A 17,599-nucleotide genomic window follows, 5' to 3' on the forward strand; every position below is an offset into this window, starting at 1 on the left:
ATCCTAACCAAAAAGCACTTCGAGGGCGCGAGGATAGTAATCCTTGCCAATGGCCCATATCGAAGGAAGGAATGCGACCAGCGATGCCTGTTCCAGCCATCGCCGATACTGGACGATGAAATACAACATCATCGGAAACGCATTCACCAGAAGAGAAAACCTTGAGAGTTCCGTGCGAAACAGAAACCATCGCGCGTGGAACAGCAGCAGCAGGGCGATCACATTGCGCTGGATCCGGCCATGCGCTTCGGGATCGCTGGATACCGCCATCATCACTGCCCACATCAGGATGATGAGGATCCAGAGCTGGCACTGTGCATCCCGCGTGTGCCGGCGGATCCGCCACCAGATGGCGTGGCCCGAGAGGAGCAGCGCGTAGAGCAGCGGGACGCTGGCCCAGGTCAGGAACCACGCGGTTCCTTCGTTGCGCGCGATATTGCTGCCGAATTCGGTCATTTCGGCATAGGCGACCGATCCGGCCACCTTTGCCCCGAAACTGCCGCCGAACAGCCCGGCGATCGCGCCGCCGACGGCGGTGAACCCACTCGACGGCAGGATCGACGCCGCAGCCGCCAGGGCATAGGCAATCCACACCTGCCAATGCTCCAGCCGGCGCGTCACGAACAGCAGGCCCAGCGCGAGCACGAACAGCGCCATGCCAAAATGCGTCGCCACCCCGAGCACCGAAAGAAGCGCCGCCGCGATCCAGCGCTCTTCCATCGCGCACAACGTGGCCAGCACCATGGCCCACAGCCCCAAGTGATAGCGCGCGGCAACGGCGGAGAAGACCGGATGATTGAGGAAGAAGGCGAGCCCGAACACGATCATCGCCAGCCGCATCGGGCGGTCGCGCGCGGCGTGGCGGAACAATATGCGCGCCGCCGCCGCGACGATCATGCCGTACAACGCCCCGATCGCCGCGAAGTAGAAGGCGGGATCGACCTGAAACGTCCCAACGAGCGTCGCCAGCAGGGCCGGCAGCGGCTCGCTGATCTTCACCGGGATGCCGAGCCGCACGTCGAGAATCTGATCGACATAGACCGCACCGTCCGACCCGCCGATCGGGACGAAAGCCCACCCGGCAAAGGCGCAGAACAGCACGAACCCCGACAGGGTCCGCCATCGTGGGTATCGCGCGATATCGACGATAGCCGCGAGGAACGGCCATAGCAGGCCCAGCACGACGGTCTGCGTCCGGCTCGCCGAGATGCGGCGCCGCGCCGCGCTGCGCTGGATGACGGCTACGGTCATGCCGGTTGCGCCCCGGCCGCCTGGTCCGCGACCTCATGCAGCGCGCGATCCCACAGCACCGCCATGGTCTCTGCGGAAAAGCGCCGGGCATTGTCCATCGCACGCGCCCGCATTGCCGCCAGCCGCGCCGGATCGGCGGCGAGCGTCGCCACCGTTTCCGCCAGACGATCGACATCGAACGCGCGCACCAGCGCTGCATCGACGCCGTCGTTCAATATCCAGTCGATCGTCGAATAGCTTCTAAACGCCACGGGAACGCAGCCGCGTGCCTGCGCCTCCACCAGCGTATTGCCGAAGCCCTCATAGGCGGAAACCATCAGAAAGATGCGCGCCGCGCGATAATGCGGATCGGGATCGCATTGTCCGTGGAAATGCACGCGCTCCAGCCCCAGCGCCGCAACGCGCGCCTGCAGCGCACCGCGATCCGGCCCTTCGCCGACCAGGTGCAATTCCCATTCGGGCAGCCGCTGCTGGAGCCGTGCCCAGATCTCGGGGATCAGGAGAATATTCTTCTGCGCCTGGTCCATCCGGCCGACGAACAACAGGCGATTGCGGCGCCCTGCCTCGCCGATCGGGGCCACCGGAAGCTGGACGCCGTTGGGGATCGCCACCAGCCGGCGGGTATCGATGCCGGGCACATACCACGCCAGCTCGTCGAAAAAGGTCGGCGACAACAACATGAACCGATCGCTTTGCCCAAGTGCCGCCCGGAATTTCCGGGCGCTGCGCAGCCGATGCAGTGCCAGCAACGCGCGCCATCCCAGCGGGCGATCGATCGCCGCGAGCAGCGCGGGACGGCTCCGCAACTGGTGCCGGACGATGTGGCGATGATTGTCGCGGTACATCGCGGGGTTGAGGTGGAAACACCCGATCACCCCAAACCCCATCCGCCGACGGATCCGCCACAGCGGCGCGGCGATGCCCGGCTCCAGGCCGATCTGGTTGACGACCACATCCGGCCGATACCGCGCAAACACCTGTTCCAGATACGTCCGGACAGCGCGGGCGGACAACGCAACATCCCGATCCGGTCGGATCAACGTCCCGGCACGCGGCTCGCAATGGCCCCCGGCCTTCAACGAGACATACACCACGCGCCACCCACGCCCGGCCAGCGCGTGCCCCAGGTCCCAGCTCACGCGCTGGACTCCGCCGCGCTGGGGATCCAGCGCGTGGGGAAGGACGATCGCGACGAGACGGCTCACGCGACGTCCCGCGCGGCAAGGGCCGCACCGGCGCGGCGCAGGAACGCGGCGTCCTCGGTAAAAAGCGCGTGGCTGCGCACTGCGATCCAGCCACGAAATGCGAGCAGGCTCGGGTCGACGGAGCCATCGGGGGCAAAACGCTTGATCCGCCGCTTGATCGCGTGCGGAAGCACAGCCTTTGCCCGATCGATCATGCGCAGACGCCGGGGCTTTCCGCTCTGCCCCACGGTGTCGCCGGGAAGCCTGGCCAGCAGCCCCTCGATCGCCTCGCCCGGCAACAGATCGCGCGCTTGCGGACTCGCCAGCCCGGCGCGCAGCAGCGCGGTGACTGCGGGCTGCCGCAGGAACGCGGTCTGAACATCCCCCTCGCGGACGCTCGCATAGGGAACCGGCGGAGTCAGCCGGTCGACGAGTTCGATCAGCAACCGCTTGTCGGTACGCAACCGATCGGAAAGCGCGCGCACGACATCGACGATCCGCCGCGACTGCAGCGGGTTCACGACTTCGACATAGCCGGTCTTGGTCTCGGTCAGCGCCGCGAGCGCGACGGGCACCCGATAGCGGCAATACAGCCGGTGCCGCCAGCTTTCGAGCGGCTCCCCTTCCCTGCGCTGCAGCGCGGTTGGGATGCGCTGCGTCATGCCATCGAGCCGGGCCAGCCACGCGGTAGAACGCCGGTCCTCCAGACATGCGAGCCCCAGCCCCAGGCGGACGTCGGACTCCGCATGCACCGGCGCCCAGCCGAAGCCACCAAAGGGCTCGTCCCCCCGCACGATCCCCGACACGCCGTCGCGCGCGAAATCCGCCCATAGCCGAAACCCGTCCAGATACGCACCGACCGAGTCCGTCATACCTTCGCTGGCGGCAACGAAGCGATCGAGCGTAGCCGCGATATCCTCGCCACTGTGCCCCAGCGGGACGAAACGATGCGGCAGCGCCAATGCCCCCGCCAATCGCGCGGCGACCCTGGTCTCGGCATTCTCCTGGCCCCCCGGTTCCATGCTCCAGGTGATCGTGCGGGCATGAGCGCGCGGCGCGATCAGGCATGCCAGCAGCCGGCTGTCATACCCGCCGGAGAGCGGCAGCATCCATCGTCCGAAATCGAGGTCCAGCCGATCGATGCTGGTGCGGACGGCATGTTCGAACGCCGCGCGACCATGGGCGTCGATCTCGCCTGCGGTGCGCAACGGCCCCAATTCCGGGCGCTGGACATCGTCGATCGTCCGCGCGCGCCATGTGGCACGGTCCAGCATAAGACGCCCGCCCGGGGGCACCCGCCTCAGCCGTGCGTCCCACCCCCCTTCCGGGCCGGCGACGCCGTTGGCGAGCATCCACGGCACCAGCCGGCGATTGGGCGCGAAACTGCCGAGCAGCATCACGATCGCACGTTGCGACGTCGACGCGATCAATCGGGTGTCGTCCAGATAATACCAGATCGTGCGGGTCGCGAGGTCATCGGTGACCAGCTCCACCGCGCCCTCGGAAACGCGGAACAGCGCGTGGGTGCCATCGGCGACCGGCGCGCCGGGTACGGCCCAGCCGTCTCCCTTATCCTCGATCCAGCCCAGCGCGATGCTGGCACCGCAGGTCCGCACGCCGTCGCCGTGCTGGAAACAGGCGGTAAACGCCTCGCGCTCGCGGCCCATCCACAAGGACGGGGCCACGCGCGGATCGCGCAAGCGTTCGTCGATCGCGCCGAACGCCTCCGCCACCGCGTGCGTGACCTTCGCGGCCCCATCGGGCGCGCGCAGGCACAGAAGCACTGCCTTAGCCATGGGCCGCGCCCCTGCGGGCATGGGGCAGGCTTTCCAGCCCGGCAGTGACGGACAATCCGACGCCGACATGCGCCGCCAGCATGCCCTTAGCTGCCGCGCCCTGATAGAAGCCGTTGAGCGCCCCGATGTCGGCGGCCGCGCCGAACACCAGCCCCGCGGCGCAATAGCCGTACAGGTCATGGCCATCGTCATCGAGCCCGGCGACATGGAGCACCGGCACCCCCGCGCACAACAGGCGAAGCTGGACCGCCGAATTGCCGACCACGCAAAGGTCTATCCGCGCCGAAAACGCGGCCAAGGTCTCGTCGCGGGGCGCGACTTCGATCCATGGCGCCGGCGACGCGGCGCCGGCAAGCATGCTGTTGGGATGCAGCCGCAACACGATCGAGCCTGCACCCAGGGCCTCGCGCAGCCGCTCCAGCGATCCGCGCTGCGCGGCGTCGGCGGCGAAGGAGGCATTCACCGCGACTCCGACCACCGGCCGCGCCGGAATGCAGCGCGGCGCATGCGGCGGCGGCGTGTCGCGCCGGACCAGAAAGGCATCGGGCGAGGCCGCGCGCACCGCCGCCGCCCCCGCTTCGTTCAGCACCGCCGCATGGCGGACCGGCTGGGCCAGCGGCCCGCGATGGTGGAAATCATCCTGCCACCACAGCGCGCGATTGCCCTCGGCTGCCGCTGCGCTCCACAGCATGTGCAGTTCGGGGCTGACATCGCTGATGATGATCGGCGTCACCTGCGGATTGCGCCGAAGGAACCGGCGATAGGCCTCGCGGCCCAGCACGATCTGCTGCTGGACATCGTCCAGGTGCGGCGCACGGCGGGCGATGCGCCACAACAATGCCAGCCCCGAGGGCAAGCTGCCCGCCACGCGCAAGGGCCGGCGCGCGCGGTCCTCGTCGCGAGTCCAGATCGCGGCGCGGGGCACGCCCGCCGCGCACAGTTCCGCGACCACCGCCGCCGCCTTTGAATTGGGGCGTGGATGCGCGGGCAGGTAATAGCGCGCGGTCGCGGGCAGCGTGCCCGGCACCAGCGCGAGCGGCTCGAACCGGCGCAGCGGACGCACCCAGCGCTCGCGCCCGGGCCGGCGCGCCCGCGCCGCCGCCAGTGCGGGCCGCAGCCGCAGGCTCGCAGCGCGAACGCACCGCAACAGCCCGTGCGACGGCATAAGCGTGGTTCCGGCGCCGATCATGCCAGCAGGTCGAAAGACAAGGGGGTACCGATCGTCACATCGCGCACCACCCTGCGGCCCAGCACCGCATCATAGTGGCGGGGCGGCAGCCCGAAGCCCGGACGTACGCGGCGGACATTGTCCGGCGTCAGCGTCTCGCCCGCCTTCATGTCGCGCGCGATATACAGCGATCGCCGATAGCTGCGCGACGCATCCTCGGCGCGCGTCCCGCCATAGGTGACCCGCCCGATCGACTGCCAGGCGCGCTCGGTCTCGTCGCGCAGGATACGGAACTCCGCCGGCTCCAGCGAGAAAGCGGAGTCGACGCCGCCATCGGCGCGGCGCAGCGTGAAGTGCTTCTCGACCAGCACCGCGCCCAACGCCACCGCCGCAACCGCGACGCCGCATCCCATCGTATGGTCCGAAAGCCCCACTTCGACACCGAAGGACGCGCGCATCGCCGGGACCGTCGCGATGTTGGTGTTCGCCGGGGTCGCGGGATAGGTGCTGGTGCATTTCAGCAGCACGATCTGGCTGTTGCCCGCCGCGCGCGCGGCGCGGACGGCGTCGTCGATCTCCGCGATCGTCGCCATCCCGGTGGAAATGATCATCGGCTTGCCGGTGCGCGCCACCTTTTCGACCAGCGGCAGATCGGTGACTTCGAAGGATGCGATCTTGTACGCCGGGACGCCCAGATCCTCGAGAAAATCGACCGCACTCTCGTCGAACGGGCTGGAGAAACAGTGCAGCCCGAGCGCAGCGGCATGCTCCATGATGGGCCTGTGCCACGCCCATGGGGTATGGGCTTCGTCGTACAGTTCGTAGAGTTGCCGGCCCGCCCACAGGCTGTCCGGGTCCTCGATCACGAAACCCGGCGCACGCACGTTGAGCGTCATCGTGTCGGCAGTATAGGTCTGGAGCTTGATCGCATCCGCACCGGCCTCTGCCGCCGCGCTCACGATCTCCAGCGCGCGTTCCAGCGACTGGTTGTGGTTCCCCGACATCTCCGCAATCAGATATGGTCGGGTATGCGGGCCGATTTCGCGACCCGCGATAGTGATGGTCATGGCAAGGAAGCCCTGGTTGCAGACTTGACGAAATGGCCGGGTCGCGTGCGGACATAGCCCGCGCGTTCGAACAGCCGGGCGGACGCCGCGTTGTTCTCCAGCACGGCGGCGTGGAACGGGGGGGCCGCACAGTGGCGCTCGCCGGCAGCGAGGAGCCACCGGCCAAGGCCCAGCCCGTGCAATCCGGGATCGAGATAGAGGGAGATCGTGCGCCCCGCCTCCTGCGTCGGATCGAACCGGATGACGCCAACCGGCATCCCCGCGACCGACCCGATCAGCAACAGCCGCGCGGGATCGCCGAGAACATGGTCGAGCCATGCCGCATGTTCGGCCTCCCCGATCGCACGGGGATCGTGCGACACGCGGCGCGTGGCCGGATCGTTGCGCCAGCGGAGGAGCAACGCGCTGTCGCTCGCGGCAGCCGGACGAACCGTCATGCGGGAACCCAGCATCGCAAGCGCCACGCGCTGCGCTCCACGCCCGTCGACTAGCGAGAGCGATGTCTCGTGCAGCGCCCGCCGCCGCTCCGGCTGCGCGAGAAGCGCCGCCAGCGCTTCGGCGAGGCCGGTCGCCCCGCCATGCGAATCGGAAACATCGTGGGCGGCCACCGCGCCCGCCGCTTCGAGCATCTGGAGCCCGATGCGCTGATTGTCCGCGACCACCAGCGCGAGAGTGGGCGCGCCGATACAGCATCGTTCCCAGGTGGCACCGCCCCCGGCACCGATATGCAGGTCGTGCCGCGCGAAGAAATCGTGCAGCGAAGGCAGGTCGAGCGAAAGGCGGGTAGCCGGGCGCGCATCGACGCGTGCCCGCAGCGCCGGCAGGTGCGGGTTGGCGCTGGTGGATACGACCTCCACAGGCCCGGAAAACCCCGCCGCGTCGATCGCCGCAAGCGCCCGCGCGCTATCGTCCCGCAGATCGACGCCCCCCAGGAACACCCCGATGCTGCCCACCGTGTCGCGGAAGCGGTAGCGCGGCGCGTGCGCGTAGTCGGCGCCCAGCAGCGCGAAACGCGGCCCGGCCAGCAGGCGCACACCCGGCATAGCTACGGTTGCATATTTGGCGCGATGATCCGGATGCAGATTCTGGTCGAGCAGCAGGTCGGCTACCAGCGGGCGATCGCCAAGATCGTCGGCGGCGGCAATCCGGCACCCCCATGCCGCGCGCACGCGCGCATGCCATTCCGCGTCGAGCGCATAGTGATCGACCACGGCCCAGTCAGGCGGGCAATCCGCGAGCGCGGCAATGCACTCGCGCGCATCCCGCGCCTGCGAGACTTCGGCCCAGGTCGCGGAGTCGCCGCTTGCGGGCCGGTCGCCTTCCGGCTCGGGCAGACGGTGCAGGACAAAGCCGCGCCGTTCGACCAGCGCCGAGGCATTGCCGACGAGGTCACGGCACAGAAAGCGGACCTCGGCACCAAGGCTGCGCAGCGCCGTTGCGAGCGCCAGCATGCGGTGGAGGTGCCCCGTGCCGATCGCCCGGGAGGAATCTGCCCGGATCGCAACGATCATGCGCGCATCACCGCATAGAGGCGTTCTGCCCGCGTCCAGTCCTCCGGCGTATCGATGTCGATCGCACAGTCCTCTGGCAACGGCATGACGTGCGCGTTCGGGTGAACCGGTAGTTCGGCCAGCCACGCCTCGGCATGGCCCCAATAGAATTGCCCGGCGTCATAATAAGCGGGTTCCAGATCCTGCGTCCGCGTCTCTGCATGCCGCGGGTCCACCGGCACCGCCTGCCCGTCTGCGGCCCGGCGCAGCGCCCGCTCCACCGGCGAGGGAAACGCCACCACCGGAAAGGCATAGCCGGGTGCAGTCCGTCTCCGCAGCAGGGCATGCCCCGCCGACAGGTCTTCAGGACGCAGCAGCGGAACTGCGGGATAGATGCAGCACACGGCATCCGCCCCCCAGCCCAGTGCGCGACACGCCGTGATGGCATGGGCGACCACGGGCACCGTCGGGCTGTGGTCGTCCGCCAGCGCGTCCGGGCGGCGAAACGGCACCTGCGCGCCACAGCTGCGGGCGATATCCGCGATCTCGTCATCATCGGTCGAGACCACCACCCGTGCGATCTCCGGACAGGCCAGCGCGACCCGAATGGCGTGGGCGATCATCGGCTGGCCGGCGAACGCCCGCACATTCTTGCGCGGAATGCGCTTGCTGCCGCCGCGCGCGGGGATCACCGCCAGTGTCACGCGGCCACCGCCGAGCGAACCGCCATCCGCAGCGCGGCGACCACCACGTCCTGCTGCTGCTCGCGCAGCGTCGGGAACATTGGCAGGCTGATCGCTTCGCGATAATAAGCCTCGGCCTCGGGGAAGTCCCCGGGCGCGAAGCCCATTGCGCGGTAATAGGGCTGTGTGTGGACCGGAATATAGTGCAGGTTCGCGCCCACCCCCACCTGGCGCAGGTGGCGGAAAACCGCACCATGCACGTCGGCACCCACCCGCACGACATAGAGGTGGAACGCAGAGTCCACGTCAGGCGCGCGCCACGGCGTCATCACCGGCAGGTCCGCAAGCAATCGATCGTAGCGATTGGCGATACCCGTACGCAGCGCTACCCATTCGTCCAGCCGGTCGAGCTGGCTGAGCCCCAGTGCCGCCTGCATGTCGGTCATGCGGTAGTTGAAGCCCAGATCGACCTGCTCGTAATACCACGGGCCGTCAGGCGCCTTCTGCATCTGCACCGGATCGCGCGTGATGCCGTGGCTGCGCAGCAACGCCATGCGCTCGGCCAGCGCAGGGTAGTTGGTGAGCGCCATGCCGCCTTCGCCGGTGGTGATGATCTTGACCGGATGGAAGCTGAACACGGTGATGTCGGAATAGCGGCAACCGCCCACGCGCTCGCGACCATAGCGCCCCCCGATAGCATGCGAGGCATCCTCGAGGATCGCGAAGCCATATTCGTCCGCAAGCGCACGGATGGCAGCCATGTCGCACGATTGTCCGCACAGCGCGACGGGCACCACCACCTTTGGCAGGCGGCCGTCGATCCGCGCCTGGGCCAGCTTGCGCGCCAGCGCAGTGGGGCACAGGTTGTAGGTTCGCGGATCGATGTCGACGAAATCGACGCGCGCGCCGCAATACAGGGCACAGTTCGCCGAAGCCACGAACGTGATGGGCGTCGTCCAGAGCCAGTCTCCCCGCCCCAGCCCCAGCGCAAGGCACGCGACGTGCAACGCCGCCGTCGCACTGCTCATCGCCACGGCATGGTGGGCGCCACATCGATCCGCCACCGCCTGTTCGAAGCGCGGCACCATCGGGCCCTGGGTCAGCCAGTCGGATCGCAGCACGTCTACGACCGCCGCGATATCGGCCTCGCTGATCGACTGGCGGCCATAGGGGATCATTCCGCAGCCGCCGCTTGCTGTTCGGCAACCGGATCGGCGCCGCCGACATGCGCGCGGATCAGGGCACGCAACGCACCCACGGTCAGAAAATCGGGGTTCGATCCGCTCTCATACGCAAAGCCGGCGGGCACGCGCCGCGCGTCCATCGCCTCGCAGTATCGCTCGACCGACAGCTCGCCCGCAGCAGGCAGGATCGCGTAATAGCGGCCCAGGTCCACCGTATAGGGGCTGTCGCTTGCGGTGATCATCTCCTCGTGGAGCTTTTCGCCGGGCCGAATGCCTACCACGTCCTGCCGGCATTCGGGCGCGACGGCCTCCGCCACGTCGGTGATGCGATAGCTGGGGATTTTGGGGACGAATATCTCGCCGCCCCGCGCATTTTCCAGCGCCCACAGCACCATCTCGACGCCGTCGGCGAGGCTGATGTTGAACCGGGTCATCGCCGGATCGGTGATCGGCAGCGTTCCGGTCGCACGGCGATCGAGGAAGAACGGGATCACCGAACCCCGGCTGCCCATCACGTTGCCATAGCGCACCACGCTGAAACGCAGGTCGCGCGATCCCTTGATGTTCTGCGCTGCGGTGAACAGCTTGTCCGAACACAGCTTGGTCGCACCGTACAGATTGATCGGCGCCGCCGCCTTGTCGGTGGAAAGCGCCACGACGTTGCGCACCTGGCTGTCCAGGCATGCCTCGATCAGGTTCTGCGCACCCATGATGTTGGTCTTGATGCACTCGAACGGATTATACTCCGCAGCGGGCACCTGTTTCAGCGCGGCCGCGTGGACCACGGTGTCCGCGCCCTCCAGCGCGCGGCGCAGCCGCTCGCCGTCGCGCACGTCGCCGATGAAATAGCGCAGCATGGGATAGGCGCTCGTGGGAAAGCGCTGCGCCATTTCGAATTGTTTCAGCTCGTCGCGGCTGAACACGACCAGGCGGCGGACGTCGGGATAGCGCCGGAGCACAGTCTCGACAAAGGCGTGGCCAAAGGAGCCCGTGCCCCCGGTTATGACGATGGAACGGCCATTGAGCATCAGTGTTTCCTCACGAACTGGAGCCTTTGCGAGGCGGTTTCAGGAAGCGCCGCGGGAGCAGGGTCTGCTGGCGCGGAGAGATCGATGATTTGCGTGCAACTGCGCAGCGTGGAGAGACGGTGGGCGATCATCAGGACCGTCACGTCTGGACCGAGCGTCTCGATCGCGTGGGTCACCGCCGCTTCGGTCTTGTCGTCGAGCGCACTCGTCGCCTCGTCGAGCACGAGGATGTCGGCATCCTTGTACAGCGCCCGCGCGAGCCCGAGCCGCTGGCGCTGCCCGCCCGACAGGCGAACCCCGCGCTCGCCCACCGGGGTACGATAGCCCTGGGGAAGCGCGTCGATCGTGTCGGCGATCTGTGCCATCGCCGCCGCCTTGCGCACGCGGCCCATGTCGACATCGCCTTCGGGCACGCCGAACGCGATGTTCTCTGCGATGCTGCTGTCGGACAGGAAGATGCTTTGCGGGACATGCGCGATGCGGCGTTGCCAGTCGCGCCGGTTGTCGGCGTTCAGCGGCACGCCATCGACACAGATTTCGCCCTCGCTCGGATCGAGCAGTCCCATGACGAGGTCAATCAGCGTGCTCTTGCCGCTGCCGGTGCGGCCGACGATGCCGACCTTGCTGCCACGCGCGATCGTCACGCTGAAGCGATCCAGGATCGGCGGCGTCTCGTCACCATAGCGGAACACGATCTCGCGCAGGTCGATCAGCGGCACGCCCGCCGCCGCCGCAGGATGGGGCAAATGGGATGGCGGCGTGGCGGCCCCTTGCGGGATCGGCAGGGTCGCGAGCGCCAGCATGTCGTCGAGCTGCGCTCGGCTGCTGTTGATCTGCGACCAGGAAAAATAGAGAAGCTGGGCCTGCGGCAACAACCGTTGCGCACCGATCGCGAGCGCGCCCAGGATCGGGATGGCGCCCATCAACCCACCCTGGCGCGCGCTGAGCCAGAAGGCGAGCCCGACGATGCACACCATCCCCGCCGCCTCGATCACATAGCGCGGCGCGTTACCGCACAGGTTGATCGTCGCCTGTGCCTCGCGGATGCGCGTGTTGAACTGGTCGAACCGGCGATGATAGATCGGCTGGACGCCGTCGAGCAGCACGTCGCGGATGCCGCCCAGCCCCTCCTGCACCGCCTTGACGCGCTGGGTCTCGTTCTGCGCGACGATCCGCCCCTGCACGGCGATGCGCCGGCGAAAGGCAAGCGTCACGGCAACATAGAGCGTGCCGATCACTACCATGGCGGTCAGCGCGGTGCGCGGATCGATCGCGACCAGGGTCGCGCCGATCGCAATCGAGATGACTGCGGCCACCCCGCCCTGGATCAGCGGGTTGATGACTCCGCTGACGACGTTGTTCACCTTGGAGATGCCCGCGATGATCTCGCTGCTGTTGCGCGCGACATGCCAGGAATAGGGCTGGTAGAGCGTGCGCCGATAGACTTCGCCGCCAAGGTCGGCGCCCAGCCCGTAGCTGAAGCGATACCCCGCCCACAGCACGAAGATGCGCACGCCTGCAGCGCCCAGCGCGATCGCGGCGAACAGGATCGATGCGCCCAGGATACCCATCCGGATGCCCAGCACAGGCACCGTGAAGTCCTGCCCCCCCGTCCCCGCGAGCAGCGCGAGGAACGGGATCACCGCGCCCAGCGTCGCCATCTCTGCGGCCGCGCCGACGAACATCAGCACCACCATCATGCCGAGCTGGCGCCGGCGATGGGGCGAAAGGATCGCGATCAGCCGGGCGATGCTGCGCCACAGCGAGCCATCGTCCCCGGGCGCCCGAGCCGGCGGCGGCATCAATGCCTTCACAGCCGGAGGTCCGCGGCGTCGCGCGCCAGCGCGTATTTCAGGTCGTACACGATGTGCGCGTCCCGCCCGAACGCCCGAACGCCGTCACCGCCCAGCGCGCGGAACTGCTCGTGCGCCACCGCCACGATCGTAGCGTCATAGGTGCCCGGCGCCGGCTCCGCGATCAGGTTCACGCCATATTCGTGCGCGGCCTGCCCCGGGTCCGCCCAAGGATCGTGAACATCCACCTCGCAGCCAAAGCCGCGCAATTCCTCGATGATATCGATGACCCGGCTGTTGCGCAGATCCGGGCAGTTTTCCTTGAAGGTCAGTCCCATCACCAGAACGCGGGCGCCCGCGACCTGGATGTGCCGCGCGATCATCGCCTTTACCAGCTGGGTGACCACATACCGGCCCATGCCGTCGTTCAGCCGCCGCCCGGCCAGGATCATTTCGGGATGATAGCCGATCGCCTCCGCCTTGTGCGTCAGGTAATAGGGATCGACGCCGATGCAGTGGCCGCCCACCAGGCCGGGACGAAATGGCAGGAAGTTCCATTTGGTCCCCGCCGCGTCCAGCACCGCCTGCGTATCGATGCCCATCCGATTGAAGATGATGGCGAGTTCGTTGATCAGCGCGATGTTGATGTCGCGCTGGGTGTTCTCGATCACCTTCGCTGCTTCGGCGACACGGATCGATTCCGCCTTGTGGGTGCCTGCGGTGATGATCTCGCGGTACAGCGCGTCAACGCGGTCGGCGGTCTCGGGGGTCGAGCCGGCGGTGACCTTGCGGATCGTCTCCAGCGTGTGGGTCTTGTCGCCCGGATTGATCCGCTCGGGGCTGTACCCCGCGAAGAAGTCGAAATTGTAGCAGAGGCCCGACGTGCGTTCGAGCACGGGGACGCATATTTCTTCGGTGCAGCCGGGATAGACCGTCGACTCGTAGATCACGATATCGCCGCGCTTCAGCACACCGCCCACGACCTCCGATGCCCGGCGCAGGGCGGTCAGGTCCGGTTGGCGATGCGCGTCGATCGGCGTCGGAACCGTGACGATATAGATGCTGCAATCGGCGATATCCGCCGGACTGGTGGTGAAGCGCAGGTGCCGTGCCGCAGCCAGTTGTTCCGGCGTCACCTCCAGCGTCGAATCCAGCCCGCCCTTGAGCGCATTGATCCGCCGTTGGTCGATGTCGAACCCTGTCACCGATCGCCGCTTGCCGAACGCGACCGCCAGCGGGAGCCCGACATAGCCGAGCCCGATCACCGCGATGCGCGCGGTGGTTGAACGTTTCTGCACAATGAAAACCTTCGGTTCTATTTGCCGTAGTGATCGCGGAACCACGCCACGAAGCGCGCGACGCCGACACGGAAGTCCGTTTGGGGGCGATAGCCGGTCAGCCGCTGGAGCAGCGTCGCATCCGCCCAGGTCGCCGGGACGTCGCCCTTCTGCATCGGCATGTAGTTGCGGATGGCGGGCATCCCGAGCTCTGCCTCGATCGCGTCGACGAAATCGAGCAGCCGCACCTTGTCCGAATTGCCGATGTTGACGACGCGAAACGGCGCGGCGGGGCTCAGCGAGTCCCCACTCTCGATGTCCGCCGGGGATGCCGGTTCGACCGGCACGGCATCGATCAACAGGCGGATCGCGCGAACGAGATCGTCGACATAGGTGAAGTCGCGATACATCTCGCCGTGGTTGTAGATGTCGATCGGGCGACCATCGAGCATGGCATCGACGAACTTGAACAACGCCAGGTCGGGCCGCCCCCATGGGCCGTACACGGTGAAGAAGCGGAACATCGTCGTCGGCAGCTTCCACAGATGGGCATAGGCATGCGCCATCGATTCGGTTGCCTTCTTGGTCGCGGCATAGATGGTGAGCTGCGTGTCGGCCTTCTCGGTCTCGGTGAACGGCATCGCCTCGTTCGCGCCATATACCGATGACGTCGATGCCATCAGCAGGTGGCGCACCGCGTTGCGCCGGGCCGCCTCCATCACGTTGAACGTGCCGATCACGTTCGCGTCCAGATAGGCGCGCGGATTTTCCAGACTGTAGCGGACGCCTGCCTGTGCGGCGAGGTGGACGATCACATCGGGCTTGAAGCCGTCGACCGTCGCGTCCAGCAACGCCTGGTCCTCCAGCATGCCTTCCACCGACTGGAACCGGGCATGCCGCCGCAGCCGCGCATCGCGCGATCGCTTCAGCCCGACGTCGTAATAGTCGGTGAAACCGTCATAGCCACAGACGGCGAAACCCTGTTCGAGCAACAGCTCGGCAAGATGGTATCCGATGAACCCTGCGGTCCCGGTGACGAATATCTTCATGGTTTCAGGTCGTTCTCTCAAGAGGGCGCACCGACGGCGCGGTCACCAGTAGGACCAGGAACCGGCCAACAGTACGTGCAGGCCGACAAGGCCGTTAGTGATGGCGTGCGCCACGATGGCGCCGCCCAGTCCGGGCCGGGCAAAGCGCACTCCGGCATAGGCGATGCCCACCAGCGCGGCGGCGAGCATGTCGTGGTGGATCAGGCCGAACAGCGCCGCCGATCCAACGATGGCAGCCGCCAGCGCCAGGCGGGCTCCCAGCCGCCCCGCCAGCGCGTCGCGGATCGCCGGGGCGATGCCCCCGCGAAACGCCAGTTCCTCCAGCAGCGGCGTAACGAACGTGGAGCCGAGCATGCGCGCCGCACACCAGAGCGCGGAGAGCGCGACCGGCGCCGCGTGCAACGCATCGCGCATCGCCGCCTCGCGCTCCGCGTCGCGCGGGACGAGCGCGATCCACAAACCATAACATCCCACACCGACGGCAACCGGCAACCCGCGTCCTGCGGCACCGAGCAGCGTACGCCACTCCCGCCAGCGCGGCGCCAGCAGCACCAGCCCCAACGCCATCGGCACCGGGTAGAGCCAGTTCACCGCCCCCGCGCCGAGGCCGAGCACAAACAGCACCGCCAACACGATCGCCAAGGGCCGGGTGAGCGCCAGATAGGCCCCGAACCGCGCGGTATCCGGATCGTCGCCCACAGATTCCTCGTCCGCGACCGGCGACACCGGATGCCGGCGCGCGCCGAACCACGGCAACCGCATCATCGCCGCGGCGCCTCCCACCACGGCGAGCAGCGCGACCGCACCGAAATTGGAATGAAAACCCTCTACCGCGATGTCCGGGGCGCCGTGGCTGCCGATGTACAGCAATGCCGCGATCCGCACCGCGTTCAGCAAGAACACCAGAACCCCGGCGCCGGCGACCACCAGCGCGCAGCGCCGCGGATCGAGACGGGCACGATGTGCCCACACCAGCGCGACCAGAAACCCGGTGCTCGCCACTACGCCCAGATATCCCGCGCAGGACGGCGCGACGCGCACCACGAAACCGGCGGTTTCGATCGTCGGATACCCATCCGTGCCCTGGACCACCCACAGACGTTGCCCGCCCAGGCTCTCGAACAGTACCGACACCAACCACAGCGTCGCGTCCTGCACCGCCGCGTGAAGCGGGGCGAGCGTGCCTTCGCGTACCAGGAAATTGGCCGCGCTGCTGAAATACGGAACGATCAGCAACGCCAGCAGTCCGGCAAACGCGGCCAGCGTGATCGCGGTCGCGCGCGCGTCCGGCGTCCGCCGGCTGCGGACCGCCCGCTCCTTCATGCGAACAGAATGACCCCGCCCAGCACGAGCTGGATGCCAGCGGCGATCAGGAACGGTCCCGCCGTCGCGCCCGCGCGCAACGGATCCTCCGGGGACCCGCGCAGCATCCAGGCGACCAGTCCGCCGAGTGCGAGCCCGCCGATGGAGAGCCCCGCCAGCACCATCGGCTCGATCGATCGCGCGGAGGCGGATATGGCCCACAGGCCAAATGGCGTGACAAGCGCGTGCAGCACAGGCCAGGCGATACGATGCCAACGCCACCCATAGCTGCGGCCCTCGCGCGCCAGCCGCGCGATCATCGCACAGGGGGCGATGATCGCCGCCAGGATGAGGACGAGAGCGAACTTGCCGCCGCTGCCCACAAGCCAGGCCGGCATCATCGAACGCACGGCCATCCCCAGCCGCGATTTCGCTTCGTCCCTATCGTCAGCGGCCGTCTCGGCGACAGCGCCGGTGCGGCGGGGACGAAGCGCCCCGTCCGCCAGCACCGGTTCGGACAGGCGCGTTATCAACTCCTCGCGCTGGCGCTCGGCATGCTGCCGCGAAAGCAGCGCTGCGATCTGCGCCTGCATCACGCCGGGATCGGCGGGATCGGGGATGCGATCGAGCAGCACGAGCAGGTCGATGCCCTGCCCCTGCACCGCATAGGTGGTGGCATGCCCCCTGCCCAGCGGTTGCAGTCGCTGCAGAACATCGCCCTCGAACTGCTCGGTCGAGCGCACGAAGCTTCCCCCGCGAAAATCCGCGCCGGCGGCGACGAGCGACGCCTTGAGCTGGTTCACCGCTGCGACGTCCGGCGCGGGGATGCGCGCGAAAGCGTCCAGCAGCGCAATCGCTGCGGTGCGCGCGGCCGGGGTCTTCCACTGGATCAACAGGTTCTGATAGCGGAACGTCTCGCGCCCCGCGAACATGCGGGGGTTGCTCTCTACGAAGCGCGCAATTTCGCGATCGGTCGGGCGATAGGCATCGAGCCGCTGTCGCACATAATATTCGAGCATCACCCGGCGCCGCGCTTGGGCGAGCGCCTGGCTCAGGTCTTCGGGCAATGCCCCGTCGTTCGCATCGAAGCTGCGCTCGACGACGCGCTCGGCCGCAGCGGCGCGCGCCGCGCCTTCAAATTGCCGCGCCGTAGCAGCGCGCGGATCGATCCCGCCGTCTGCCAGCTGCCGCGTCACATCGGCGCGCGTAATCACGTCGTCGCCGATCCGGGCCACGACATCGGCTTGCTGGGCGAGCGCGGTCCCGGTGGCGCCCGGCACTCCCGATATTGCCAGCGAAACGACAGCCAGCAGCCGGGCAGGAGATA

14 protein-coding genes are annotated in these 17,599 nt (G+C 67.8%); all 14 read right to left on the minus strand.

Annotated features, from left to right (window positions below; genetic code table 11):
• Positions 1-3: 3 nt before the first annotated feature.
• From ACG3SL_RS09850 to ACG3SL_RS09915, 14 genes are read right to left on the minus strand one after another with little or no spacing between them, the layout of a single operon-like run.
• Complete coding sequence (locus ACG3SL_RS09850) at positions 4-1,251, minus strand: hypothetical protein (protein ID WP_448664956.1); 1,248 nt, start codon at positions 1,249-1,251, stop codon at positions 4-6.
• Entirely contained in the window at positions 1,248-2,456 is a 1,209-nt protein-coding gene (locus ACG3SL_RS09855; RefSeq protein ID WP_448664957.1) for a glycosyltransferase, read from the minus strand. The genes ACG3SL_RS09850 and ACG3SL_RS09855 overlap by 4 nt, the downstream gene beginning before the upstream one ends.
• The gene (locus tag ACG3SL_RS09860) at positions 2,453-4,231 is read right to left on the minus strand and encodes an asparagine synthase-related protein (protein ID WP_448664958.1); all 1,779 of its coding nucleotides are present in this window, start codon (positions 4,229-4,231) and stop codon (positions 2,453-2,455) included. The genes ACG3SL_RS09855 and ACG3SL_RS09860 overlap by 4 nt, the downstream gene beginning before the upstream one ends.
• Entirely contained in the window at positions 4,224-5,420 is a 1,197-nt protein-coding gene (locus ACG3SL_RS09865; protein ID WP_448664959.1) for a hypothetical protein, read from the minus strand. The genes ACG3SL_RS09860 and ACG3SL_RS09865 overlap by 8 nt, the downstream gene beginning before the upstream one ends.
• Positions 5,417-6,466 (minus strand): pseudaminic acid synthase, encoded by a 1,050-nt coding sequence (gene pseI / locus ACG3SL_RS09870; protein WP_448664960.1) that lies wholly within the window; start codon positions 6,464-6,466, stop codon positions 5,417-5,419. Before pseI ends, ACG3SL_RS09865 begins: the two co-directional genes overlap by 4 nt.
• The gene (pseG, locus tag ACG3SL_RS09875; protein ID WP_448664961.1) at positions 6,463-7,977 is read right to left on the minus strand and encodes a UDP-2,4-diacetamido-2,4,6-trideoxy-beta-L-altropyranose hydrolase; all 1,515 of its coding nucleotides are present in this window, start codon (positions 7,975-7,977) and stop codon (positions 6,463-6,465) included. Before pseG ends, pseI begins: the two co-directional genes overlap by 4 nt.
• Positions 7,974-8,660, minus strand: a complete 687-nt coding sequence (pseF, locus tag ACG3SL_RS09880; protein ID WP_448664962.1) for a pseudaminic acid cytidylyltransferase — start codon at positions 8,658-8,660, stop codon at positions 7,974-7,976. The genes pseG and pseF overlap by 4 nt, the downstream gene beginning before the upstream one ends.
• Positions 8,657-9,817 carry a UDP-4-amino-4,6-dideoxy-N-acetyl-beta-L-altrosamine transaminase gene (pseC, locus tag ACG3SL_RS09885; RefSeq protein ID WP_448664963.1) on the minus strand — a complete coding sequence of 387 codons (1,161 nt, stop codon included), beginning with the start codon at positions 9,815-9,817 and terminating at the stop codon, positions 8,657-8,659. The genes pseF and pseC overlap by 4 nt, the downstream gene beginning before the upstream one ends.
• Positions 9,814-10,851 carry a UDP-N-acetylglucosamine 4,6-dehydratase (inverting) gene (pseB, locus tag ACG3SL_RS09890; protein WP_448664964.1) on the minus strand — a complete coding sequence of 346 codons (1,038 nt, stop codon included), beginning with the start codon at positions 10,849-10,851 and terminating at the stop codon, positions 9,814-9,816. Before pseB ends, pseC begins: the two co-directional genes overlap by 4 nt.
• Entirely contained in the window at positions 10,851-12,653 is a 1,803-nt protein-coding gene (locus ACG3SL_RS09895) for an ABC transporter ATP-binding protein (RefSeq protein WP_448664965.1), read from the minus strand. Before ACG3SL_RS09895 ends, pseB begins: the two co-directional genes overlap by 1 nt.
• An 8-nt stretch (positions 12,654-12,661) precedes the next feature.
• The gene (gene tviB, locus ACG3SL_RS09900) at positions 12,662-13,942 is read right to left on the minus strand and encodes a Vi polysaccharide biosynthesis UDP-N-acetylglucosamine C-6 dehydrogenase TviB (RefSeq protein WP_448664966.1); all 1,281 of its coding nucleotides are present in this window, start codon (positions 13,940-13,942) and stop codon (positions 12,662-12,664) included.
• Between the two features lie 17 nt (positions 13,943-13,959).
• Complete coding sequence (locus ACG3SL_RS09905) at positions 13,960-14,970, minus strand: NAD-dependent epimerase/dehydratase family protein (protein ID WP_448664967.1); 1,011 nt, start codon at positions 14,968-14,970, stop codon at positions 13,960-13,962.
• Positions 14,971-15,012: 42 nt separating this feature from the next.
• Positions 15,013-16,293, minus strand: coding sequence for a CAAX prenyl protease-related protein (locus ACG3SL_RS09910; protein WP_448664968.1), 1,281 nt, complete (start codon positions 16,291-16,293; stop codon positions 15,013-15,015).
• Positions 16,290-17,552, minus strand: coding sequence for a hypothetical protein (locus tag ACG3SL_RS09915; protein ID WP_448664969.1), 1,263 nt, complete (start codon positions 17,550-17,552; stop codon positions 16,290-16,292). Before ACG3SL_RS09915 ends, ACG3SL_RS09910 begins: the two co-directional genes overlap by 4 nt.
• Positions 17,553-17,599 lie beyond the last annotated feature (47 nt).

The organism is Sphingomonas degradans (assembly GCF_053502645.1).